Below are 23,785 nucleotides of genomic sequence, written 5' to 3'. Positions count from 1 at the left end.
TTAACCGACGCTGTGTTCAAGGCTAATAGCTAATAGTTTTTGTGCTTCGACGGCAAACTCCAGCGGCAATTCGGAGAACACGTCTTTACAGAAGCCGTTGACGATCATCGAGATCGCATCTTCTTCGCTGATACCGCGCTGCAGGCAATAGAACAGCTGATCTTCACCGATCCGCGATGTGGTCGCTTCGTGCTCGAGCTGGGCGCTGTTATTACGGCATTCGACGTACGGGAAAGTATGCGCCCCGCAGTCCGCGCCGATCAGCATTGAATCGCACTGGGTAAAGTTGCGGGCATTGGTCGCCGTCGGCATGATTTTCACCAGCCCACGATAGCTGTTCTGGCTGTGTCCGGCGGAGATCCCTTTCGAAATGATGGTCGAGCGGGTATTTTTGCCGATATGGATCATTTTGGTGCCGGTATCGGCCTGCTGGTGCCCGCTGGTCAACGCCACGGAATAAAACTCGCCAATCGAGTTGTCGCCACGCAGAATACAGCTCGGGTATTTCCAGGTGATCGCCGAGCCGGTTTCCGACTGGGTCCACGACATTTTGCTGTTTTCCCCTTCGCACAACGCGCGTTTGGTAACGAAGTTGAGGATCCCGCCGGTGTTGTTATCACCCGGGAACCAGTTCTGCACCGTGGAATACTTCACTTCGGCGTCTTTATGGATGATCACTTCCACGACTGCGGCGTGTAGCTGATAGCTGTCGCGCACCGGTGCTGAACATCCCTCGATATAGCTGACGTAGCTGCCCTCATCCGCCACAAGGATGGTGCGTTCAAATTGCCCGGTTTTTTCCGCGTTAATGCGAAAATAGGTAGAAAGCTCCATGGGGCAACGTACGCCCTTCGGCACATAAATGAAGGTACCGTCTGACGCCACGGCGGCGTTTAGCGCGGCAAAAAAGTTATCGTTCGCGGGGACTACCGTACCAAGGTATTTCTTCACCAGTTCCGGGTGATCATGGATCGCCTCGCCGAAAGAACAAAAAATAATGCCTTGTTCCGCCAGCTTTTCCCGGTAGGTGGTGGCGACTGAAACGGAGTCAAAAATAGCGTCGACCGCCACTTCCCGCCCTTCGCGCACAGGCACGCCAAGCTGCTCAAACGCGGCCTCAACCTCTTTACTGAGGAACGCGTTGGCGCCCGTTTGCTGAACCGCTCCCGGCTGTGATGCGCAGGTGTCGTCGCAGTGACCGCATGACGGCGCAGAGTAATAGCTGTAATCCTGATAATTCAGCTTATCGTAGTGGGCTTTCAGCCAGTGCGGTTCAGCCATTTCTACCCATGCCCGGTAGGCATTGAGGCGAAAGGTCAGCATCCACTCTGGTTCGTTACGTTTTGCAGAGATCGCGCGCACCACGTCTTCGTTAATTCCTTTCGCCAGCTCATCAGTTTGTAACTGGGTAAAGAAACCTTCTTTGTAGTTCAGCGGGCCGCCGGTCCAGGTTTTGACATCGTCAGTTGCTTCAGTATTACGAGACATAGTACCGCCTATACCCCAAAGCTTTCGCCACAGCCGCATTCGTTCTGGGCTTTCGGGTTATGAAATTTGAATAACTGGTTTAATCCTTCCCGGACATAATCGACTTCCGTCCCGTCGATAAACGGCATCGCCTGAAGCGGGACGTAAAGTTTCGCGCCCTCGTATTCGAACAGCAGATCGTCCTTTTCAGGCTCACTGACCGTATCCAGCACGTAACCAAAGCCAGCGCAGCCGGTCTGTTTAACGCCCAGGCGCACGCCCAGCATTCCCGGCTGTTTGGCCACCAGTTCGCGAATATGCGCGGCCGCCGAAGGGGTTAGCGTTAATCCGCGCCAGGCAAAATCGTCTGGGTTAAATGTTCCTGAATGCAATTCCATAGAATGACCTCGCGTAATGAGCCATCAGGCTATAACACCATGTTAGTGATAATGATTATCACTTCAACCCCTCAACAGCAGGGGCATTCCCCTTAATCACCCTTTTTAACGGCTTTTATTAAGCATAGACCTTGCTACGCGGGTTATAAGTCAGGGTGAGTTTTTTGCAATTCTTTGAAAAATAAAGCGTTCAGAAAAAATCATCGACCAGGGTGGTCAAAAAAGGAAAGATGTATAGAAAATGTCTATTTCACGGATAGGCAGTGGCGCGTGATTGTCGCAAAGAAAAAAACCCTTAAGGCTGTTCATCACAGCCTTAAGGGTTCCCGCCCCATCCGGCGCTTATCTCCGGCACTCGCAATGGCTTAGCTCTTGAAGGGGCTTTAAGAATATTCTCATATCGTCAGCGATCAGTTTTAACACTAATTGCGATCCGCGCATTTTGTATGGCGGATCAATTTCTTCAGTTTACTGAGAGTATGTCTTTCACCGCGTCCAGCAGCAGTCGTAGCCCCGCCGACTGGTGCGCGCGGGAAAGATACAAGCCGTACACCGGCAAAGGCCGGGGTTGATGCCCGGGCAGCAAAGGCACCAGCGCACCGCTTGTTAACCCTTCTCGCGCCTCTTTTTCCGGTATCAACGCCACGCCCATTCCTGCCAACGCCGCCTCGCCTAAAAGCGAGGAAATCCCGGCGCTGAGGTTACCTTTTATCGCGACAGAAACCGCCTCACCGCGGGCATCAAGAAAGCGCCAGGATTTCCCGGCAAACCCGCTGTAATAAAGGCAGTTATGACGGGTAAGGTCGTCCGGTGTTTGTGGCGTACCATGCTGTTTCAGATAAGCAGGCGATGCGCAAAGCACTGACTCACAGCTGCCAAGACGACGAGCGATAGTACCCGGCTCCGGCGCGTCGGTAATACGGATAGCGAGATCGATTCGTTCCCCAACCAGACTCACGGGCTGGTTATTAATCTCGACTTCAATCCGCAGATCCGGGTAGCGGGTTAAAAATGCTGGCAGTACCGGCGCAAGAATATGCATCGCCGTAAAATGGGCACAGGCGACACGCAAGGTTCCGCAAGGCATACCTCCCGCCGCAGCCGCGCCAATGCCCTGAGAAAGCTGCGCCAACGTGCGGGTCTTTAGCAGGACCTCTTCGCCAGCAGGCGTGATGGTGAGCCTGCGTGAAGAACGGTGGATCAGTCGTGCGCCAGCCCATTTTTCCATTTCCTCAAGATAGCGGCTGACCATCGGTCTGGAAAGTCCGAGCGCTCGCGCCGCGGCGCTCATACTGCCTAAATCACAGATGTGATTAAATACCGTCGCCGCCATCACTCTGTCCACTTTACCTCCATCCGATCGTTTTATGAAACTCAGCATGTCCTGTTTAAGGAATTCTAACAGATCGGGATTGACTTAAAATGCGTAGCCTTAAGACAACACTTCATCTGCAAAAGGTTACTGTCATGAAAATAAAAACCCTGACGGCACTGACGCTGCTCGCTTCACCGGTCTTTGCCGCCCCACTGCATCTTGAGGTGTATAACCCTCAGGAGAACGCCATTTTCCCGGTCTCTTCCACGCTGGTATCCGGACCAACGGAAGCCATTTTGTTTGATGCGCAGTTCAGCACTAAAGATGGCGAAAAATTACTTAAGATGATTCAGGCCAGCGGTAAGTCACTGAAAGCCGTGGTCATTACCTCGGGCGATCCGGACTTTTACTTCGGTCTTGAGCCGATTGTGAAAGCCTATCCTCAGGTAAAAGTGCTGGCGACGCCTGAAGTGGTCAAACATATTCAGGAAACGAAAGACGCAAAGCTGCAATACTGGGGACCGCAGATGAAGGACGGCGTGCCGAAAACCATCACCGTACCGCAGGCCACTACCGCGACGCGTTTTCACATTGACGGAGAAACACTGGAACTTCGCCACCCTGGCAACTATGCGGCTTATGTCTGGATCCCGGCAAATCGGGCGATTCTGGGCGGTACCGGCGTCGCGTCCGGGATCCACATCTGGACCGCTGACACTCAATCTGAAAAGCAACGTACGGCCTGGCGCGACGTGCTGAGCGAAATGCGCAGCCTGCAGCCGACTCAGGTGATCCCGGGTCATTACCTCGGCGCACGACCCGCCGGTGATACGGCGATCCGCTTTACCCAAAATTATCTGCAAACGTTTGAACACGCGCTGGAGGCGAAAAAAGGGTCAGCTTACGTTATCGCAACCGTAAAGGCCGGGTGGCCCGGACTGGCAGATGAAAGCTCGCTGGCATTGAGCGCAAAGGTGAACAGTGGTGAAATGACGTGGTAATGGCGTTTATTCGCCGACGAAAAATAACCCCGACCAGAGGCCGGGGCATTCGCTATGAGGTACATCGCTGAATCAATGAACGCCAAGGCGCCAGGCAAAATAGATCTCTTCCTTCAGTTCAGTCGAAGAAAGCGTCAGTAAATCGGCAAACTCCAGCTCAAGCTGTTTCAGTCTTTTAAGGTATTGGGCTGGTGAGAGCTCGGTTTTATCACGACGTAAAAATTCAATTGCCAGTTGGGCCGGGTCTAATTGGCTAGTCATATCATCCTCGCTTATGGTCAAAACATGCACATTGTATCACTTTCCGCTGCGCAAATAATGACCAAAAGCAATATAGATCACATTTTTTTGGTGACAACGTCACACAATAGCCGTCGTTAAGCGTGATGTGCAGCATAAACGCTGCTGCTCATCATAGATATCGATTTGCCAGACCTGGTGGCGTGAACCGGTGTGTATCGCCCTACAGACCCCTTTCACGCGTCCTTCCCGGGCAGAACGAACATGGTTGGCGTTTATTTCCAGTCCGACCACTTTTTGTTCGCCCTCAGTGCAGAGATACCCGGCGACGGAGCCGATGCTTTCGGCCAGCACGACAGACGCGCCGCCGTGCAGCAGACCAAACGGCTGCTTTGTTCGGCCGTCAACAGGCATAGAGGCTTCAAGCGTATCCGCGCCGATCTTTTCAAAGCGAATGTCCAGTAACCCAACCATGTTGCCCTCGCCCATTGCGTTGAGCGCGTCGAGTGTGACGTCACGTTTCCAGATCATCCCATTATCTCCAGTAGTGCCTGTACAGGATGGCGTACGCCCGTGCCTTCCACCCGCTTCACCTGGCTGCGGCAGGAATACCCCGTCGCCAGGCAGCGGTTACGGGGCAGTCGCTCCATCGCCTGATGCCAGGACAGTTCATAAATCCCCAGGGAACTGGCATGATTCTTTGCCTCATGCCCGTAAGTTCCGGCCATACCGCAGCAGCCGACGCTGACATTTTCCAGTTTCGCGCCAAAGCGAGCAAAAACTGACGCCCACTGCGCAGGCGCGCCGGGAAGCGCGGTGACCTCGGTACAGTGGCCAAAGAAGTACCACGGCTCGCCGCTGATTTCTCCCATAGCCTTCGGGGCCAGCGCTGTCGCCAGCCACTCGTTGGCCAGCTGTACGTGAAAATCACCGCGCTGCTCGCCGAGCGCGAGCCTATATTCATCGCGGTAGCAAAGCACCAGCGCCGGATCGACCCCCACCATCGGCATCCCCAGTTGCGCCACACGGTTTAAAAACTCAGAGGTCTTTTTAGCCGTTTTCGCAAAACGGGTCAGGAAGCCTTTAATATGTTGTGCCTTACCGTTTGGCGAAAACGGCAGCAGTACCGGCTGGAAACCTAACTTTTCGATCAGGCGTACAAAATCCGCCACAACCCGAGCGTCGTAGTAACTGGTGAACGGATCCTGCACCACCAGCACTGTATTCGCTTTTTGCGTATCGCTAAGCGCCTCAAGCTGCTCAAGCGTCATGTTGGCCGAACGGTGTCCGACCATTTGCTGCTGCAACGACGGCGTCGACAGTAGCGGCAGATCCACCATGCCGATGTGTTTTGCCGACAGCTTGCGCACCAGCGGCTGGTTAATAAAGAAGTTGAAGGTCTTTGGCGCGCGCGCCATCAGCGGCGCATAGGTTTCGACTGTCGCCACCAGATGATCGCGCAGCGGACGTAAGTAGCGCGTATGGTAAAGCTGCAGGAAACGCGAACGGAATTCCGGTACGTCAATTTTGATCGGACACTGGGTCGAACAGGCTTTACAGGCCAGACAGCCGGACATCGCCTCTTTGACTTCATGCGAGAAATCATATTCGCCCTTACCCGCGTGCCAGGTATTACGGGTCCGGGCGATCAGCGAGCGTAAGCTGGGACGTTTATTCGCCAGTGCAGTTTCGAGGCGCACCGGATCAACACCGCGATCCGCCAGCAAACGCAGCCATTCACGCACCAGGGTCGCTCGCCCTTTCGGTGAATGGATACGGTTGAGACTGATTTTCATCGACGGACACATCGGGCTTTTCGCATCGAAGTTAAAGCACAGTCCGTTTCCGTTGCACTCCATCGCCCCGCGCCAGGTTTGACGAACCGCCAGCGGGATCTGTCGGTCATACGTGCCGCGCTTGACGGCGTCCACTTTCATCATCGGCGCGTCCACGCCTTCCGGCGGACAGATTTTCCCCGGATTCAGGCGGTTCTGCGGATCAAATACCGCCTTCACTTTACGCAGTTCCGCATACAGCGCGTCGCCAAAAAACGCCGGGCTGTACTCGGCGCGAAACCCTTTGCCGTGCTCTCCCCAGAGCAGGCCGCCATACTTCGCCGTCAGCGCCACCACTTCATCGGAGATTTGCTTCATCAGCACTTCCTGCTGCGGATCGCACATGTCCAGCGCCGGACGCACATGCAGAACGCCCGCGTCTACGTGGCCAAACATGCCGTAGCTCAGACCGTGACCGTCGAGCAAGGCGCGAAACTCGGCAATGTAATCGGCAAGATGCTCCGGCGGTACGCAGGTATCTTCGGCAAATGGGATGGGTTTCGCCGCCCCTTTCGCGTTGCCCAGCAGACCCACCGCTTTTTTGCGCATCGCATAAATACGCTCTACGCCCGCCAGATCGGCGCAAAGCTGCCAGCCAATCACCCCGGCTTCTCCATGGGCGATTAATCCGTCCAGCCGCTCACACAGTGCCGCCACCAGGCCGTCAATTAGCGCTTCGTCGTCACCGGCGAATTCAACGATGTTCAGGCCAAGCATCTCTTTGTCCGGCACATCGGTGATTAATTCGCTTACCGAATGCCAGACGATATCTTCCCGTGCCAGGTTCAGCACTTTCGAGTCGACGGTTTCGACGGAAAGCGCTCTTGCCTCTACCATAAACGGCGCATTGCGCAGCGCGGAGTCAAAAGAGTCGTATTTGACGTTCACCAGTCGACGAACCTTCGGCAACGGCGTAATGTCCAGCCGGGCTTCGGTAATAAAGGCCAGCGTCCCTTCCGAACCGGTGAGAATTCGGGTCAGATCGAACTCGGTCATGTCGTCGTTAAAAACATGCCGTAAGTCGTAGCCGGTAAGAAAGCGGTTCAGTTTGGGGAAGTTATCCATGATAAGCTGGCGATTGTCGCGGCAGCGTTCAAGGACCGTGCGATAGATACGTCCAATGGTGGTATGACTTTCCCCCAACGTTTCCGCCAGCGCTACCGGCAGCGGCTGCGTGTCGAGAATATCGCCGCCCAGCAGCACAGCGCGTACGCCCAGAACGTGATCGGAGGTTTTTCCGTAGACCAGCGATCCTTGTCCGGAGGCATCGGTATTGATCATCCCGCCAAGGGTGGCCCGGTTGCTGGTTGAAAGCTCCGGAGCAAAGAAATAGCCGTACGGCTTGAGGACCTGGTTCAGTTGGTCTTTAATCACCCCCGCTTCGACCCGCACCCAACCTTCTTCCAGATTGATTTCAATGATCCGGCTCATGTAGCGGGACATGTCCACGATAATGCCCTGGTTCAACGCCTGTCCGTTGGTTCCGGTACCGCCGCCGCGCGGGGTAAACACCAGCGAGGTGAAACGCGGTTCGGCGGCCACTCGGGCTATCAGCGCCACATCCGCCGTTGAACGCGGGAAAACGACGGCATCGGGAAGAAGTTGATAAATACTGTTATCTGTCGACATCGTCAGACGATCGGCGTAGCTCGTTGCCGTATCGCCAGTAAACCCTTGTTGCTCCAGCTCTTGCAAAAAATTGAGCACCAGTTGAACGACGCCAGGTGCCTGAGAAATTTGTGGAATCATTATTCTGACCCTTTCCTGCGGTCTGTATTGTGAGGTTATCGTTTGCCTTGGTTGATTCATTTGTTGTATCACATTTTTTTCTTATACGCTCAACAGAAATACTGGCAGAATCCGCCTGTTAAAACGCGCTGAAACTGCGCATGATTATGTGATGCGTTTCGCGTGTTCACGTCGCGTCAACGTTCTGACGCACTACAAAGGTGAAAAGAGTTTATGGTCAATGTTCGTCAGCCCAGGGATATCGCGCAGGTGCTGCTGTCGGTGCTGTTCCTTGCCATCATGATTGTGGCGTGTCTCTGGATTGTTCAACCTTTTATTCTGGGCTTTGCCTGGGCCGGTACGATTGTTATCGCCACCTGGCCGGTTTTACTACGCTTGCAAAAATTACTCTGGGGCCGCCGTTCTCTGGCGGTGCTGGTCATGACGCTTTTACTGGTGTTGTTATTCGTCATTCCTGTCGCACTTCTGGTGAACAGTATCGTCGACGGTAGCGGCCCGCTGATCCACGCCATAACCGGTGGCGACATGACGTTGCCGGATCTTGCCTGGTTGAACAGCATTCCGCTGGTTGGCGCAAAACTGTATGCCGGGTGGCATAACCTGCTGGAGATGGGCGGCGCGGCGATCATGGCGAAGGTTCGTCCTTATATTGGCGCAACGACCACCTGGTTTGTCGGACAAGCGGCGCACATCGGCCGTTTTATGATGCATTGCGGACTGATGCTGTTGTTCAGCGCCCTGCTGTACTGGCGGGGTGAACAGGTGGCGTTGGGTATTCGTCATTTCGCCTGCCGTCTGGCAGCCAAACGCGGCGACGCGGCCGTGCTGCTCGCCGCACAAGCGATCCGCGCGGTGGCGCTGGGCGTGGTGGTTACCGCTCTGGTTCAGGCGGTGCTGGGCGGGATTGGCCTGGCGATTTCCGGCGTACCGTATGCGACGTTGCTGACGGTGGTGATGATCCTCTCCTGCCTCGTCCAGCTTGGCCCGCTTCCGGTATTGATTCCGGCCATTATCTGGCTTTACTGGAGCGGCGACACCACCTGGGGAACCGTATTGTTGGTATGGAGCTGCGTGGTAGGTACGCTTGATAACGTCATCCGCCCTGTGCTGATTCGTATGGGCGCGGATTTACCGCTTATTCTGATCCTTTCTGGCGTGATTGGCGGCCTGATCGCCTTCGGCATGATTGGCCTGTTTATCGGCCCGGTTCTGCTGGCGGTTACCTGGCGACTGTTCTCCGCGTGGGTACATGAAGCGCCACCGCCAACGGATGAGCCAGAAGAAATCCTCGAAGAACTGGCGGAGATCAACGATCTCAACAAGTAACTCTCTTTCGGGCGACAGATGTCGCCCGAATGTTTAGCATTGCTTATTAATAGGCTGCTGAATTTTTCACATCACCCCTATTACGGCTTCCACTCTCCGGGTTTCTGTCGCAAATTCTTTACAGTTTTTAAACTATTGAGACGAATCTGATCGACGCTAAAACGTCGCATGCCCTACTATTAGCTCACGGTTATAGATCAACATATTGATTTATAAGCATGGAAATCCCCTGAGTGAAACAACGAATTGCTGTGTGTAGTCTTTGCCCATCTCCCACGATGGGCTTTTTTTTAACCATGATTCACTTCACACCGGCTCAGCATCCGCCAGTTCTCTGGCATGACTCGCGTTTCGCCCGAGACGTTCACCGTCGCGCGTTCCCAGATCCTGGCGGAGGAATTGCCGATCATCAGCTCAAACTCGCCTGGCTCGACCACACGTTTGCCGTCCCTGCGGGTAAAATTGAGCATATCGACAGGCACATAAAAGGTTAGCGTCGCCCGTGCGCCAGCATCCAGCTCTACGCGCTGAAAGGCTTTCAGTTCTTTTATCGGCCTGACCATGGAAGCCACTTTGTCGCGAACGTAAAGTTGTACCACCTCGCTTCCCCTGTGTATCCCATCGTTGCTTACAGTGACCGCAATCGCGATTTCGCCATCCATCCCCACCGCCGGGGTCAACAGAGTGACGGCTTCACTGGAAAACTCGCTCCAGCCCTTACCATAGCCAAAGGGATAGCGGGAACCAAAATGAAAGGCAAACGGTGTTCCGCCACTTTTCAACTTGTGATTGTAATAATATGGCATAGCGCCCGCGCTTTTCGGCACGCTCACCACCAGTCTTCCCTGTGGTTCAGCGCGTCCGGTCAACACGTCAGCGATGGCCCATCCCCCTTCCTGACCCGGCGCCCAGGCCATTAGCAATGCAGCGATCTTATCCTCCAGCCCCTGCAGGTTGTAAGGTCTGCCACCGGTCATCACGACCACCACGGGTTTTCCGGTCGCCACCAGCGCCTCGAGCAACTGCTGCTGAACACCGGGCAGAGTAAGACTATCAGTATCGGACCCTTCACCTACCGTGCCGCTCTGAAACAGGCCAGCCAGATCGCCAACGCAGGCAATCACCACGTCACTCCGTTGTGCCGCGCTCACTGCGTCTGGAATAAGGGACGTGTCGAACGAAACGGGCGAGGCCTGCATTGGCTTACCGCTGCTGTCGCCCGGAAATACGGGGGCGCCTGCCAGCCGTTTTTCAATGATATGACACCCTTTGGCATACAGCACAGCGTCTTCACCGTAATAGCAACGCAGCGCGGCAAGGGGTGTGGTCACCTGCGCAGTCTTATCCATCTCATCGCTAATGATCAGATGCACCGGGAAGCTGTAGCCGCTGAGCAACGCCAGCGGGTCGTCTGCCGTTGGACCCACTACCGCAATTCGCGGCTGCCCCTGCAACGGCAGGATGCCGTTATTTTCCAGCAGGGTCAGCGAACGGGTTGCCACTTCCCGGGCAATCTGGCGCGTCCTGGCGGACTGTAACGCAAGCGCCGTTTCATCAGCATAAGGCTGTTCAAACAGGCCCAGGCGGAATTTTTCCGTCAGAATGCGCGAAACGATTTCATCAATTTTCGCCATACCGATCAGTCCCCGTTCAACCGCCTCCGCCAGATGGCGGGCGCAGTCGTCTTTTGGCAGCTCCACATCCAGTCCGGCATTAAAGGCCAGCGCCGCCGATTCCGCCGCATCGTGAGAAACGCCATGATGCTGATGCAATAAACTTACGCCGCCATAATCCGCCACGATAATGCCGTCAAATCCCCATTGCTCACGTAGCAGCGTGGTAAGCAAAAAAGCGTCGCTGTGACCGGGTTGATTATCAATGTCATGGTAGGCGGGCATCACAGAGCCTGCATTGGTCAGCTTCACGGCCATTTCGAAGGGAAGCAGGAACGTATCGTTCAGTTCACAGAAGCCCAAATGTACCGGCGCATGGTTACGGGCCCCTTCGCTGAAGGAGTGACCGACATAATGCTTCAGAGTGGCTAACAGATCGCGCTTTTCGCCCTGTAACCCTGCGACATACGCGCAGCCCATAACGCCAACCAGCCAGGGATCTTCGCCAAAAGTCTCTTCGGTTCTTCCCCACCGCACATCGCGTGAAACATCCAGAACCGGCGCCAGTCCTTGTCGGCAGCCGGTCGCGCGCGCTTCAAGGCCGATCTGCCGGGCCGCGCGCCTCACCAGTTCGGGATCCCACGTCGATCCGTAATTGAGCGACGAAGGAAACAGTGTGGCGCCCTTACACAGCAATCCAACCAGACACTCTTCATGAAACAACGCCGGAATACCCAGCCGCGTTTCTTCTACAAGCATTTTCTGTAAGCGGTTTGCGGCGCGTACCCCCGTTTTCGCGTCAACAATATGCGTACCCAGTGGACGCGTTATCTGCCCGACGCCGATCTTCAGTCGCTCATTCAACGCCGCCTGTTTACTCACGCCGGCAAACTCATCGCTCATATCGCTACGCTCCTGATGATGGCCCTCCTCCGACAGCACCAGCCAGTAAGCGTGCATCTGGGCAAATTTTTCTTCCGGCGTCATACGTCCCAGCAGGTCGGCGACACGCGCCTGTACCGGGCGATTTGCATCCTTATAGATCATCCTGGTTTACTCCTGTATCGCGTTATTCAGAGCGGGAGAGGACAGACTCTCCCCTGCGTTGTTGAGGTCGCGCTTCCGCGCCAGTTCGCGCGCAATGCGATCGGCGGTTTGGCTGTTGAGTTTGTAAAATATCAGTAACAGCGCCATTCCCAGGAGCGCACTGGCCATATCGCCAAGACCGTAACCGATTTTATCGCGGGCAGAGAGAACAGAGGTTATTGTCATTGTTGTGCCTTAATGTCAGAAAATACCCCATTAACCAGGAATATCATTAACACTGCCGAACACGTTGCAGAATTCAGTATTGGAGGGAGAAGAAAAGGTCACAATTGCGGAAATAAACAGCGTTATTACGTTATTTGGTTAATGTGAGCTGCCGCACTACAGCGCCGAAAGCGCGACGCTTTCTTCCTTTTTCCTTCGCGATAGCGAATAATCATTAGCGCCTTTATCGCACGACGGGCGAAGGGGCTGTGGCCTGGCGGATCGGGTTCCGTAATTGATAAAAGGTATTTAATGAAAACCGTAACCGTAAAAAACCTTGTGATTGGCGAAGGAATGCCGAAAATTATCGTGTCGCTGATGGGCAAAGATATCGACAGCGTGCGTTCCGAGGCGCAGGCCTATCGCGACGCGCAGTTTGATATCCTCGAGTGGCGCGCCGACCATTTTACAGCCATCACCGAAAAAAACGCGGTTCTTGACGCGCTCAGCGCTATCCGTGACGCGCTTCCTGACACACCGCTGCTGTGTACCTTCCGCAGCGCGCAAGAAGGCGGTGAGCAGGCGATCTCTACCGAAGCGTATGTCGCACTGAACCAGACTTTCATAGACAGTGGGCGCGTGGATATGATTGACGTGGAACTGTTCACTGGCGATGCCCAGGTACAACGCCTGGTCACCCATGCCCATGCGCGAGATATACGGGTGGTGATGTCTAATCATGATTTTAATAAGACGCCCGCCGCTGAAGAGATTATCCAGCGTTTACGCAAAATGCAGGCGCTGGACGCCGACATTGCCAAAATCGCCGTGATGCCCCAAAGCACGCGGGATGTATTGACACTGCTCAGTGCGACGCTGGAGATGCACGAACGCTATGCAGATCGGCCTATGATTACGATGTCGATGGCAAAAGACGGTGTGATTTCACGTCTGGCGGGAGAAACGTTTGGATCCGCCGCGACGTTTGGCGCGGTGAAAAAAGCCTCGGCGCCGGGGCAGATTTCGGTGCAAGACCTGCGCACCGCGTTAACCATTTTGCACAATGCCTGAGCAGACATTGCGCCTGTTACGGATGGCGGCGAACCGCCATCCGACTTCCGTTTACTTCTTCAGTTCGGCCAGACTCAGCCAGGTCTGAACGACGGTGTCCGGGTTCAGCGACAGGCTGTCGATCCCTTCTTCCATCAGCCAGGCGGCAAAGTCCTCATGGTCGGACGGTCCCTGACCGCAAATGCCGACGTATTTACCCTGCTTCTTCGCTGCGCGAATCGCCATCGACAGCAGTGCTTTCACCGCGTCGTTACGCTCATCAAACAGCTCAGACACCACCCCGGAGTCACGATCCAGACCCAGCGCCAGCTGCGTCATATCGTTTGAACCGATGGAGAAGCCGTCAAAGTATTGCAGGAACTGCTCTGCCAACAGGGCGTTGGAAGGGATCTCGCACATCATGATGATCTTAAGCCCGTTCTCGCCGCGCTTCAGTCCCTGACGTTCCAGCTCCTCCACTACCGCTTTCGCCTGTTCAACGGTCCGGACGAACGGAATCATGATCTCAACGTTGGTCAATCCCATGTCGTTACGTACGCGTTTCACCGCTTCACATTCCAGCGCGAAGCAGTCACGGAAACTATCCGACACGTAACGGCCTGCGCCGCGGAAGCCCAGCATCGGGTTCTCTTCATCCGGCTCATAGCGCTCGCCGCCGACCAGGTTCGCGTATTCGTTAGACTTAAAGTCCGACAGGCGCACGATGACGCGCTTCGGATAAAACGCCGCCCCCAGCGTGGCGATGCCTTCCGTCAGGCGGCCCACGTAGAATTCACGCGGGGAATCGAAGCCCTTCATCATCCCGCGGATTTCGTTCTGAAGCGCGGCGTCCTGATCGTCAAACTCCAGCAACGCGCGGGGATGTACGCCAATCATGCGGTTAATGATAAATTCCAGACGCGCAAGGCCAACGCCTTCGTTGGGCAGGCAGGCGAAGTCAAAGGCGCGATCCGGGTTACCCACGTTCATCATCACCTTCAGCGGCAGATCCGGCATCGTATCGACGCTGGAACTTTTCACGCTGAAGTCGAGCAAATCAGCATACACATAGCCGGTGTCGCCTTCAGCGCAGGAGACAGTCACCTTTTCGTCATCCTTCATGCGCTCGGTAGCATCACCGCAGCCAACGACCGCCGGGATCCCCAGTTCGCGGGCAATGATCGCCGCGTGACAGGTTCGACCGCCGCGGTTGGTAACAATAGCCGCGGCTTTTTTCATGATCGGTTCCCAGTCCGGGTCGGTCATGTCGGTGACCAGCACGTCGCCGGGCTGGATGCGGTTCATCTCACTGATGTCATGGATGACTTTCACTGAACCCGCACCGATGCGATGACCAATGGCGCGGCCTTCGGCGATGATTTTGCCCTGCGCGTGAAGCGTGTAGCGCTCCATCACCTGACCACGGGAGCGTACAGTTTCCGGGCGCGCCTGTACGATAAACAGCTTGCCGGTGTGACCGTCTTTCGCCCACTCGATGTCCATCGGACGACCATAGTGTTTCTCGATCTGCACCGCCTGCTTCGCCAGTTCCTGTACTTCCTCATTCGTCAGAGAGAAAACGTCACGCTGTTCCTGCGGCACATCCTCGATAGTGACCTGCTTGCCATGCTCCTGAGTCGGCGCATAGATCATGCGAATTTTTTTCGAGCCCATGGTACGACGCACAATCGCCGGGCGGTTTGCCGCCAGCGTCGGTTTATGCACGTAGAATTCATCCGGGTTCACCGCGCCCTGCACCACCATCTCGCCAAGGCCCCAGGCGGAAGTGATGAACACCACCTGATCGAATCCGGATTCAGTATCAATGGAGAACATTACCCCGGACGAAGCGAGATCGGAACGCACCATGCGCTGAACGCCCGCAGAGAGCGCCACGCCACGGTGGTCATACCCCTGATGGACGCGATATGAAATTGCGCGATCGTTAAACAGCGAAGCAAAGACGTGCTTCACCGCCACCAGTACTGCATCAAAGCCCTGGACGTTGAGGAAGGTTTCCTGCTGGCCGGCAAACGAGGCGTCCGGCATATCTTCCGCCGTCGCCGAGGAGCGCACGGCAAAAGAAGCCTGGTCGTCATCCGCAGAAAGCTGTGCGTAAGCATCGCGGATGGCGTTTTCTAGCTCTGGCTGGAAAGGAGTGTCGATAATCCACTGGCGGATCTGCGTACCTGCCTTCGCCAGCGCGGAGACATCATCAATATCCGTTTTATCCAGCAGTTCATAAATGCGCTGGTTTACACCGCTTTGGTCGAGAAACTGATTAAACGCATCGGCGGTTGTGGCAAAACCATTCGGCACGGAAACACCCATACCGGAAAGGTTAGTAATCATTTCACCCAGGGAGGCATTTTTGCCCCCAACTCTGTCTACATCATTCATGCCGAGTTGGTTATACCAAAGCACCAGCGGTGACGAGCCATTGTTGGACATCGAACAATCCTTTTGTGATAAATGAACGAGTATAGGAAACGCTTAACTGCATATTTATCTTTGCATACTTAACCGGATGAAAAAAACGGTGAATCGTTCAAGCAAATATATTTTTTATTTTTTCGGACAGTTTACCCGTTTGCGCAAACCCGCGTACGACATGGGATCTCCACAGAAATTGTCGGTATAAACATCCGTTCCATAAAATGAAATGCGCTTTTCATAAAATATAAAAATAGCATTTCATTTTATAATTAGGGCGCAATTTCCTACGCTTTAGGATAATTTTAATTTATGCTTTCAGAGAATTATCGCTGCTATTCAGGAAGGACAAAATGGATAATGCTGTAGATCGTCATGTCTTTTATATATCCGATGGAACGGCGATCACCGCCGAAGTGTTAGGCCATGCGGTGATGTCACAATTCCCGGTCACGATTAGCAGCATTACGCTGCCGTTTGTTGAAAATGAAAGCCGCGCTCGCGCGGTGAAAGATCAAATCGACGCGATTTTCCAGCAAACGGGCGTGCGGCCACTGGTGTTTTATTCCATCGTATTACCCGAAATTCGCGCCATCATTCTGCAAAGTGAAGGCTTTTGCCAGGACATTGTGCAGGCGCTGGTTGCACCGCTACAGCAGGAGATGAAGCTCGATCCCACGCCGATTGCCCATCGTACTCATGGGCTGAATCCTGGCAACCTGAACAAGTACGACGCGCGCATCGCGGCGATTGATTACACCCTCGCCCACGATGACGGTATTTCGTTGCGCAACCTCGATCAGGCACAGGTGATTCTGCTCGGCGTCTCCCGCTGCGGTAAAACGCCGACGAGTCTTTATCTGGCGATGCAGTTTGGTATCCGCGCGGCAAACTACCCCTTTATTGCTGACGATATGGATAATCTGGTGTTGCCCGCATCGCTGAAACCCCTTCAGCATAAGCTGTTCGGCCTGACTATTGAGCCTGAGCGTCTGGCGGCGATTCGCGAAGAGCGCCGTGAGAACAGCCGCTATGCCTCACTGCGCCAGTGCCGCATGGAGGTTGCCGAAGTGGAAGCCCTTTACCGTAAGAACCACATCCCCTGCCTGAACAGTACCAACTACTCGGTAGAAGAAATTGCCACCAAGATCCTTGATATTATGGGGCTGAATCGCCGTATGTACTAATAAACTAGTTCACTGGTTTTGTTTTTTTGCTATGATGCCGTTCTGCTTGCGGGGTGTGACACACCTCGCACTTGAATTCGGCAGAGATTGGTTTAAGGTTGTGCCCATCACTTCCCGGCCCCTGCCGTAGAAGCACTCCATTTCTGAGAAAAGTCATGAACAGAACCGATGAACTGCGTACCGCGCGGATAGACAGTCTGGTAACGCCCGCTGAACTTGCGCACCGGCATCCCGTTTCCGCCGCCGTCGCCCGTCACGTTACCGACGCCCGCCGCCGGATTGAAAAAATTTTGAATGGCGAAGATCGCCGCCTGCTGGCCATTGTCGGTCCCTGCTCGATCCACGATCTTGACGCCGCCATGGAATATGCCACCCGCTTGCAGACGTTGCGTGACAAGCATCAGGCGCGTCTGGAAATCGTCATGCGCACCTATTTTGAAAAACCACGCACCGTCGTGGGCTGGAAGGGCCTGATTTCCGATCCCGACCTCAACGGCAGCTACCGTGTGAATCACGGCCTTGAGCTGGCGCGCAAGCTGCTGCTCCAGGTGAATGAGCTGGGCGTCCCCACCGCCACGGAATTTCTGGATATGGTGACCGGACAATTTATTGCCGACCTGATTAGCTGGGGGGCGATCGGCGCGCGAACCACAGAAAGCCAGATCCACCGCGAGATGGCCTCGGCGCTCTCCTGCCCGGTGGGCTTTAAAAATGGCACTGACGGCAATACGCGGATCGCGGTGGACGCTATTCGCGCCTCCCGCGCCAGCCATATGTTCCTGTCACCGGATAAAACCGGTCAGATGACCATTTATCAGACCAGCGGCAACCCGTACGGCCATATCATCATGCGTGGCGGGAAGAAGCCGAACTATCACGCGGACGATATCGCCGCCGCCTGCGATACGCTACATGAATTCGACCTGCCCGAACATCTGGTCGTCGATTTCAGCCACGGTAACTGTCAGAAACAGCATCGTCGTCAATTGGACGTTTGCGATGATGTTTGCCAACAGATTCGTAATGGCTCTACGGCCATCGCCGGGATTATGGCGGAAAGTTTCTTGCGTGAAGGCACGCAAAAAATCGTCAGCGGACAGCCGCTGGTTTACGGTCAGTCAATTACCGATCCCTGCCTGAACTGGGAAGATACCGAACGGCTGCTCGATAAACTCGCCTCGGCGGTAGACAGCCGCTTCTGACCCCCTCTTGCCCATTCCCCCCGGAATGGGCGCTTGCTCGCATTTTTTCGCTCCTCCCCTGATTTATCACTTGTCGTCACCGGGTATATTATTGATAATAATAATCATTGTTACATTAATTATTATTAATTCACGCACAATGTCATCTATGGATACCTTTGACTCTTCTCACCCTAAGGAAAGAGAAAGCATCACCCCTTCTCACACGCCGCTTCGCAAAATCAGTAGCCAGAACCTGCTGGGAGAAGACGGTAAAGTTATCATTGATCATAATGGACAAGAGTACTTGCTGCGCAAAACGCAGGCGGGGAAATTATTACTGACCAAGTAATGGCAAACGCCCGACACGTTTTGCGTATACGGGCGATTTAACCGTTAGCTGGAACAACTGATCTCCAGTCGCCGTCCCCAGTCTGGCGGGCGGTGGGTATAGTCGTCGTTACGGTCGTTGAAAGGATGGCGCAGTACGTCATGTAAACGATGCAGTTCGTCCATTTCCCCCTTTTCTGCCGCGTCGATGGCCCGCTGCGCGAGCCAGTTACGCAACACGACAGCAGGATTCACGCTCTGCATCGACGCCTGGCGGGTGGCATCATCTACGCCGTCTAGTTGCAGACGTGTTCGGTAACGCGTGTACCAGGCGTCGAACGCGTCACGATCGATAAACTCATCGCGCAGCGGTGAAGCGGCACTCCGCTGTTCGGTGACGCTTAACATACGGAACGTTCGGCTGTAATCGCTTTTTTCACGCGCCATCAGTCCAAACAACGCATTCAACAGCTCGTTATCTTCTTTCTGTTCACTCAAAAAGCCGAGCTTCTGACGCATCCGCTGACCATAGCGCGTTAACAATGCCTGCTGATAGGTATCCAGCGCCTCATTCAGCGCATCAACGTGAATAAACGGCGACAGGCTCTGGGCGAGGCGCTGGAGGTTCCACAGACCCACCGCAGGCTGATTGTCAAAGCGGTAACGCCCCTGGTGATCGGAATGGTTACAGATAAACCCCGGGTCGTAATCATCCAGAAAACCGAACGGACCATAATCCATCGTCAGTCCCAGAATCGACATGTTATCGGTATTCATCACACCATGCGCAAAGCCTACTGTTTGCCAGTCGGCGATAAGCGTCGCGGTACGGCTCACCACATCCCGGAACCAAAGGACATATTTGTCGTTCTCGTCACGCAGATGCGGCCAATAATGGCGAATGGCGAAGTCGGCAAGTTGCTGAACCTTTTCTGGCTCACGGCGATAATAAAAATGTTCAAAATGGCCGAAGCGCATATGACTTTGCGCCACACGTACCAGCATTGCGCCAGCTTCCACCGTCTCTCGATAAACCGGTGTGTCGCTGGTGACGATGGTGAGCGCCCGGGTAGTTGGAATGCCCAAATAGTGCATCGCTTCGCTGGCGAGGCTTTCACGAATGGTTGAGCGCAGCACTGCACGCCCGTCGCCCATACGTGAATACGGCGTCAGGCCCGCCCCCTTAAGATGCCAGTCCACGGTGCTGCCATCGGCGAGTAACTGTTCGCCAAGCAGAATGCCACGCCCGTCGCCGAGCTGCCCGGCCCATACGCCGAACTGATGGCCACTGTACACTTGCGCCAGCGGCGACATACCGGGCAGCAACGTCTCGCCCCCCCATACGCCTGCGGGACGGTCGGTACTGAACAGCGCAGCAGGAATATTCAGCTGTTGGGCCAGGGCGTCGTTATGCCATATCAGCCGGGAATGGGTCAGCGGCGTCGGAGAAAGTGCGGTATACGTTGCCGGCAATTCATCATGCCAGCGGGCTGTAAAAGACAGGGTCATAGGGCCTCCTGTCTGTAGTGTAGTCGGTTAGCGCCATCCTAAACACCAGCAAACCGAGGGGTTATCCCTGAATTAAGCGGGTCACCTGATCCGCCGTGACGGCAGGCCACAGCGCGCCCTGCATCCCACCGAAACCAAAAGGCGTGATGCGTGTCAGCAGTTCCTCGCTATCGATCCCGGCTATCAACAAAGAGTCGCAATAAGGCGAAATTTGCGTCACGATTGCCCGCATAAAGGGGTCGAATGAAAGGCTCATTGCGCGTCGCTGCACAAAACCACGGTCGAGGGCGACACGTTTAAATAATCCCTCAAATATGGCTTTCGTCGAACTCTCCCCGGCGCCAAAGTTGGCAAGTACCAGGGGGAAACGTTCGGCCAGGGCGGCAAGCGCCGGATCCGCTTTCCCTGCCGCGAGTGCGGGAAAACTTTCATTAAGGGTGAGTTCAATAAATGAAAAACGTTTGATGGCCTGCAACCGTGACGTATTGATTAATAATAACGGTACGATTGCCGGGGTGATATTAATCCATGCGATCAGTTTATGCTGAATAAAAAAGTGTTGGCAGGTTTCCAGTAGCGCCAGTTTTTCTGCAAATAACTGGCACTGTTCGTCAGGCGAAAGTCGCGGTAATACCAGTTCTGTCGGAAAGCGCACCTTGCCGTCATCGCTGACAAAGTTCGCGGTCACTTCCAGACCGATAAGTTTTCGTTGTACATTTCGGGCGGGGAGAAAATAAAGTTCAGAATGATAAATATTATCCAGCGTGACGTCCATCAGGTCCGCCCCTCAGTCAGGGAGTGATACGGCAACCTGATACAAAGGACGTGAACGCACGTCTTTTCTGCTGCTAACGGGGAAACGTTCATCATGTCCTTTTTACCCGGAATCCGGTTCCTTTGTATTCGGCTAGCGATATTATATACGCTAATTCAGTTTTATTCTTTTTTCTGTAATAACCGGAGAGTATACCGTTAATGACAGCCAGGCATTAACGACGTCAGATTCGTCGCGCTTGCCAAAAGTTTTTTCGCCAATAGACATTATCCAACGATGATCGCATCACGCCACGGCTGGTGGAAGCATGAATAAACTGACCGTCGGTATCGTAAATACCCACATGCAACCCGCTGTCCCCTGAACCGGTTTTAAAAAAGACGAGGTCGCCTGGCAGCAGGTCGTCTTTATCAATTTTGGTGCCGATTTTGGCCTGTTGCCGCGTATCGCGCGGCAGCTGTAGCGCGAATTGATCGCGCATCGTCATGAGGACAAATCCGGAACAATCGACGCCGCGACGGCTCATCCCGCCATAACGATACGGCGTACCGCGCCACGTCCGAAGCTGATCGTTTAGCCCGGCTATCACGGTAATGGAGTCTGAAAGCCGTGCGTTTGGCGGCGGCGCCCGGTGGCTACTGCATCCTGCCAGAACCAGTGCTGTAAAAAGAAGAAACCAGAAACGCATTCAGGACGAATCCTCTGTTTTTTTATTCTTGTACCAATTTAGCGGGTATTTGCCCCGTTTTTCAAGACGCCGTGTCGTTTAGGTCGTGGAAATAAGCATTCGGTGGCCCTCAATGTCCAGACGGCGGAAATTCAGACCGTAAGCGCGCGCCAGATTCGCCGGGGTCATGACCTCATCGCGCGGTCCGCTGGCGAGCAGTTTCCCTCCCTTAAGCAACCAGGCTCGATGCGCATGACGCAGCGTATGATTGAGATCGTGGCTGCTCATCACAATGGCGATGCCCTGCTCGCACAGGGCGCTCAGAATACGATCCAGCGCATTCTGCTGCGCGACGTCAAGACTGTTCATGGGCTCGTCCAGCAGCAGCAATTGTCCTTGCGGATTGGTTTCCGGGGCAATTTGCAGGATAACCGCGGCCAGACGTACGCGCTGCCATTCCCCGCCCGAAAGCTGATTCGCATTTCGTCCGAGCTTATCTTCCAGCCCCAGCGACGCCGCCACCTGCTGAAGCTGATGAGTATGCGATTTGTCAGCCTGATGCAGCGTCAGAAAATGCCATACCGGCATTGCAAAAGGAGGATTCTGCTGCTGCGCCAGATATGCCCGATGGCGCGCCAGCCTGTTCGCGGGCCAGGATGCCAGCGCTTCGCCGCCAAATTTGATATGACCTGAGCCGGTGGTAAGTCCCGCCATACGCGCCAGCAACGTACTTTTTCCGGCGCCATTTGGCCCCACAAGGTGAAGGATCTCCCCGGCGCGAACTTCCGCACTCAGTGGGCCAAGCCGGGTGGTGTCGGCGACATCCTGTAGCTGCATCAGTGAAGACATTATTTTGCCAGTGCGATTTTGATACTTTCCATTACGATAGGATCTTCAGGCGTCATATCAGGTGAAAAACGCTGGACCACCTTTCCGTCCCTGCCCACGAGAAATTTTTCGAAATTCCATAAAATATCGTCCGGATAAAGCGGCGCGCGTCCTTTGCTTGCCATGCGCTCATAGAAGCCGCTGTTTTCCGGGGCCACTGCGGTTGGCGCAGCGGCAATCAGTTTCTGGTACAGGGGATGCCGCCCTTCTCCGTTAACCTCAATTTTACTGAACATCGGAAACGTCACGCCCCATGTCGCGGCACACCAGGTTTTGATCTCTTGTTCGCTGCCTGGCTCTTGGCCGAGAAACTGATTGCACGGGAATCCCAGCACCAGAAACCCCCGGTCAGCCCAGGCTTTCTGAATATTCTCCAGTTGCTCGTACTGCGGCGTCAGCCCGCATTTAGAGGCCACGTTGACCACCAGCAACACATTACCGGCATATTTCTCCAACGAGATAACGTCCCCATCAATCGTCGTGACTTCAGTATTCAGAATCGAGTCTTGCATAGCGTCTCCAGAAAGTGAGTGATTTCAATGCCAGCTTTTAAGCATAGTTCGTCATGCAAGGTCTATCGTCCAGCTTTCAACAGTAACCAGATAAAGACCGGCGCGCCAAGCGTGGCGGTGACGACGCCGATAGGCAGCTCGGCGGAAGCCAGCGCCAGACGCGCAACCACATCGGCCAGCAATAGCGCAATGGCGCCCGCCAGCGCGCAACCGGGCAGAAGCACGCGATGATCGGTTAATCCGCATAACCGTAAAATATGCGGGATCACCAGGCCAATAAAACCAATCGCCCCTGCCAGCGCGACGCTCACGCCAACCATCCAGCCTGTCGCCACCACCAGCAGATTACGCCAAAACCACAGCGGTAATCCCAATTGGCGGGCCGAGATTTCGCCCAGCGCCAGCATGTTCATAGGCTGGGACTGACAGCAGATCCAGAGCAGAACCGGCACCAGCGCCAGCATCAGCCATGACTGTCCCCAGTCCACGCCGCCAAATCCCCCCATCATCCAGTACATCAACTGGCGAAGATCAAAAGAGGTAGAAAAATAGATGGCCCAGGTCATCAGGGCGCTGCAGATAATTCCCAGCGCGACCCCGGCAAGCAGCAGGCGGCTGGTGGAGAGATGGCGGCGAGCAAAGCGCAGGAGAATCAGTGTGATGATCAGTGCCCCGGCAATGGCGCAAAGACCTAACGACCACTGCGGCAACGTTCCCTGACCCAACAGAACAGCTGCAATCAGTCCAACGCCAGCGCCATTCGACACGCCCAGCAATCCGGGCTCCGCAAGAGGGTTTTCGAATAAAGCCTGCATCACCGCGCCGGAGAGCGCCAGCGCAGCGCCCACCAACAGCACCGCCAGGGTACGCGGCAGACGGATCTGCCAGACAAACAGTTCACCACGCGGGGTCAGCCAGTCAGCAGGCCAAATCCACTGTTCTCCCGCACACAGGCTTAAAAGCAGCGCCAGTACCATCAGGACTGTAAGACTCAGGAGCCAGCGTACATTCTGTCGCTGTTGTTGACGGGCAAAAGTCAGCATGTTTTCCATTCAGCT

Annotated in this window: 21 protein-coding genes and 1 other RNA gene; 7 read left to right on the top strand and 15 right to left on the bottom strand. The window is 54.8% G+C overall.

Translation table 11 applies throughout. From position 1 onward, the window contains the following. The 3 genes from sufB to APU02_RS07455 form a co-directional block, all read right to left on the bottom strand. Nucleotides 1-1,488 (bottom strand): Fe-S cluster assembly protein SufB, encoded by a 1,488-nt coding sequence (gene sufB, locus APU02_RS07465; RefSeq protein WP_060569679.1) that lies wholly within the window; start codon nucleotides 1,486-1,488, stop codon nucleotides 1-3. Nucleotides 1,489-1,496: 8 nt separating this feature from the next. Further along, nucleotides 1,497-1,865 (bottom strand): Fe-S cluster assembly scaffold SufA, encoded by a 369-nt coding sequence (gene sufA / locus APU02_RS07460; protein ID WP_042282717.1) that lies wholly within the window; start codon nucleotides 1,863-1,865, stop codon nucleotides 1,497-1,499. Nucleotides 1,866-2,328: 463 nt separating this feature from the next. Continuing rightward, a complete protein-coding gene (locus APU02_RS07455) occupies nucleotides 2,329-3,210 on the bottom strand; it encodes a LysR family transcriptional regulator (protein ID WP_060569678.1) in 882 nt (293 codons plus the stop codon). Between the two features lie 122 nt (nucleotides 3,211-3,332). Between APU02_RS07455 and APU02_RS07450 the strand changes: the two genes are divergently transcribed. Next, nucleotides 3,333-4,181, top strand: coding sequence for a Vmh family MBL fold metallo-hydrolase (locus tag APU02_RS07450; protein ID WP_060569677.1), 849 nt, complete (start codon nucleotides 3,333-3,335; stop codon nucleotides 4,179-4,181). A gap of 72 nt (nucleotides 4,182-4,253) precedes the next feature. Here the strand turns inward: APU02_RS07450 and APU02_RS07445 are convergent, their stop codons facing one another. The 3 genes from APU02_RS07445 to APU02_RS07435 form a co-directional block, all read right to left on the bottom strand. Continuing rightward, nucleotides 4,254-4,442, bottom strand: a complete 189-nt coding sequence (locus tag APU02_RS07445) for a YdiH family protein (protein ID WP_042282711.1) — start codon at nucleotides 4,440-4,442, stop codon at nucleotides 4,254-4,256. 99 nt (nucleotides 4,443-4,541) lie between these two features. Beyond that, on the bottom strand, nucleotides 4,542-4,952 hold the full coding sequence (gene menI, locus APU02_RS07440; RefSeq protein WP_060569676.1) for a 1,4-dihydroxy-2-naphthoyl-CoA hydrolase: 411 nt from the start codon (nucleotides 4,950-4,952) through the stop codon (nucleotides 4,542-4,544). Then, complete coding sequence (locus tag APU02_RS07435) at nucleotides 4,949-8,005, bottom strand: FAD-binding and (Fe-S)-binding domain-containing protein (protein WP_060569675.1); 3,057 nt, start codon at nucleotides 8,003-8,005, stop codon at nucleotides 4,949-4,951. Before APU02_RS07435 ends, menI begins: the two co-directional genes overlap by 4 nt. A 213-nt stretch (nucleotides 8,006-8,218) precedes the next feature. Here APU02_RS07435 and ydiK point away from each other — a divergent pair, with 213 nt between their 5' ends. After that, complete coding sequence (gene ydiK, locus APU02_RS07430) at nucleotides 8,219-9,331, top strand: AI-2E family transporter YdiK (RefSeq protein ID WP_042282704.1); 1,113 nt, start codon at nucleotides 8,219-8,221, stop codon at nucleotides 9,329-9,331. A 186-nt stretch (nucleotides 9,332-9,517) separates the two neighbouring features. After that, nucleotides 9,518-9,625: antisense sRNA RprA (gene rprA / locus APU02_RS07425), an RNA gene on the top strand. Here the strand turns inward: rprA and APU02_RS07420 are convergent. Both APU02_RS07420 and APU02_RS07415 read right to left on the bottom strand, forming a co-directional pair. Beyond that, the gene (locus APU02_RS07420) at nucleotides 9,622-11,991 is read right to left on the bottom strand and encodes a glycoside hydrolase family 3 N-terminal domain-containing protein (RefSeq protein ID WP_060569674.1); all 2,370 of its coding nucleotides are present in this window, start codon (nucleotides 11,989-11,991) and stop codon (nucleotides 9,622-9,624) included. The genes rprA and APU02_RS07420 overlap by 4 nt on opposite strands. A 6-nt stretch (nucleotides 11,992-11,997) precedes the next feature. Then, entirely contained in the window at nucleotides 11,998-12,216 is a 219-nt protein-coding gene (locus APU02_RS07415; RefSeq protein WP_060569673.1) for a hypothetical protein, read from the bottom strand. 291 nt (nucleotides 12,217-12,507) lie between these two features. Here APU02_RS07415 and aroD point away from each other — a divergent pair, with 291 nt between their 5' ends. Then, entirely contained in the window at nucleotides 12,508-13,266 is a 759-nt protein-coding gene (gene aroD, locus APU02_RS07410; RefSeq protein WP_060569672.1) for a type I 3-dehydroquinate dehydratase, read from the top strand. Nucleotides 13,267-13,317: 51 nt separating this feature from the next. On the opposite strand, the gene ppsA is transcribed toward aroD, so the two are convergent. After that, nucleotides 13,318-15,696, bottom strand: a complete 2,379-nt coding sequence (gene ppsA / locus APU02_RS07405) for a phosphoenolpyruvate synthase (protein WP_060569671.1) — start codon at nucleotides 15,694-15,696, stop codon at nucleotides 13,318-13,320. A gap of 335 nt (nucleotides 15,697-16,031) precedes the next feature. Here ppsA and ppsR point away from each other — a divergent pair, with 335 nt between their 5' ends. From ppsR to hemP, 3 genes are all read left to right on the top strand, one after another. Then, nucleotides 16,032-16,865 (top strand): posphoenolpyruvate synthetase regulatory kinase/phosphorylase PpsR, encoded by an 834-nt coding sequence (ppsR, locus tag APU02_RS07400; protein ID WP_060569670.1) that lies wholly within the window; start codon nucleotides 16,032-16,034, stop codon nucleotides 16,863-16,865. A 155-nt stretch (nucleotides 16,866-17,020) separates the two neighbouring features. Beyond that, the gene (gene aroH, locus APU02_RS07395) at nucleotides 17,021-18,067 is read left to right on the top strand and encodes a 3-deoxy-7-phosphoheptulonate synthase AroH (protein ID WP_042287430.1); all 1,047 of its coding nucleotides are present in this window, start codon (nucleotides 17,021-17,023) and stop codon (nucleotides 18,065-18,067) included. Nucleotides 18,068-18,206: 139 nt separating this feature from the next. Further along, nucleotides 18,207-18,398: a hemin uptake protein HemP gene (gene hemP / locus APU02_RS07390; protein ID WP_042287433.1), complete on the top strand. Its 192-nt coding sequence runs from the start codon at nucleotides 18,207-18,209 to the stop codon at nucleotides 18,396-18,398. A gap of 44 nt (nucleotides 18,399-18,442) precedes the next feature. Here hemP and selO read toward each other — a convergent pair whose 3' ends face one another. From selO to btuC, 6 genes are all read right to left on the bottom strand, one after another. Next, nucleotides 18,443-19,885 carry a protein adenylyltransferase SelO gene (gene selO, locus APU02_RS07385; RefSeq protein WP_060569669.1) on the bottom strand — a complete coding sequence of 481 codons (1,443 nt, stop codon included), beginning with the start codon at nucleotides 19,883-19,885 and terminating at the stop codon, nucleotides 18,443-18,445. A gap of 61 nt (nucleotides 19,886-19,946) precedes the next feature. Next, the gene (locus APU02_RS07380) at nucleotides 19,947-20,660 is read right to left on the bottom strand and encodes an EAL domain-containing protein (RefSeq protein WP_042287437.1); all 714 of its coding nucleotides are present in this window, start codon (nucleotides 20,658-20,660) and stop codon (nucleotides 19,947-19,949) included. 223 nt (nucleotides 20,661-20,883) lie between these two features. Further along, a complete protein-coding gene (locus APU02_RS07375; RefSeq protein WP_042287438.1) occupies nucleotides 20,884-21,348 on the bottom strand; it encodes an NlpC/P60 family protein in 465 nt (154 codons plus the stop codon). Between the two features lie 78 nt (nucleotides 21,349-21,426). Then, nucleotides 21,427-22,176 carry a vitamin B12 ABC transporter ATP-binding protein BtuD gene (gene btuD / locus APU02_RS07370; RefSeq protein ID WP_060569668.1) on the bottom strand — a complete coding sequence of 250 codons (750 nt, stop codon included), beginning with the start codon at nucleotides 22,174-22,176 and terminating at the stop codon, nucleotides 21,427-21,429. Then, nucleotides 22,176-22,727 (bottom strand): glutathione peroxidase, encoded by a 552-nt coding sequence (locus APU02_RS07365; protein WP_042287441.1) that lies wholly within the window; start codon nucleotides 22,725-22,727, stop codon nucleotides 22,176-22,178. The genes btuD and APU02_RS07365 overlap by 1 nt, the downstream gene beginning before the upstream one ends. A gap of 62 nt (nucleotides 22,728-22,789) precedes the next feature. After that, nucleotides 22,790-23,770 (bottom strand): vitamin B12 ABC transporter permease BtuC, encoded by a 981-nt coding sequence (btuC, locus tag APU02_RS07360; RefSeq protein WP_042287445.1) that lies wholly within the window; start codon nucleotides 23,768-23,770, stop codon nucleotides 22,790-22,792. Nucleotides 23,771-23,785 lie beyond the last annotated feature (15 nt).

This window comes from Citrobacter sp. 50677481, assembly GCF_001463265.1.
Lineage (GTDB): Bacteria > Pseudomonadota > Gammaproteobacteria > Enterobacterales > Enterobacteriaceae > Citrobacter_A > Citrobacter_A sedlakii.
Note: the sequence above shows the minus strand (reverse complement) of the source record. Positions and strands in the feature narration are given on the sequence as shown.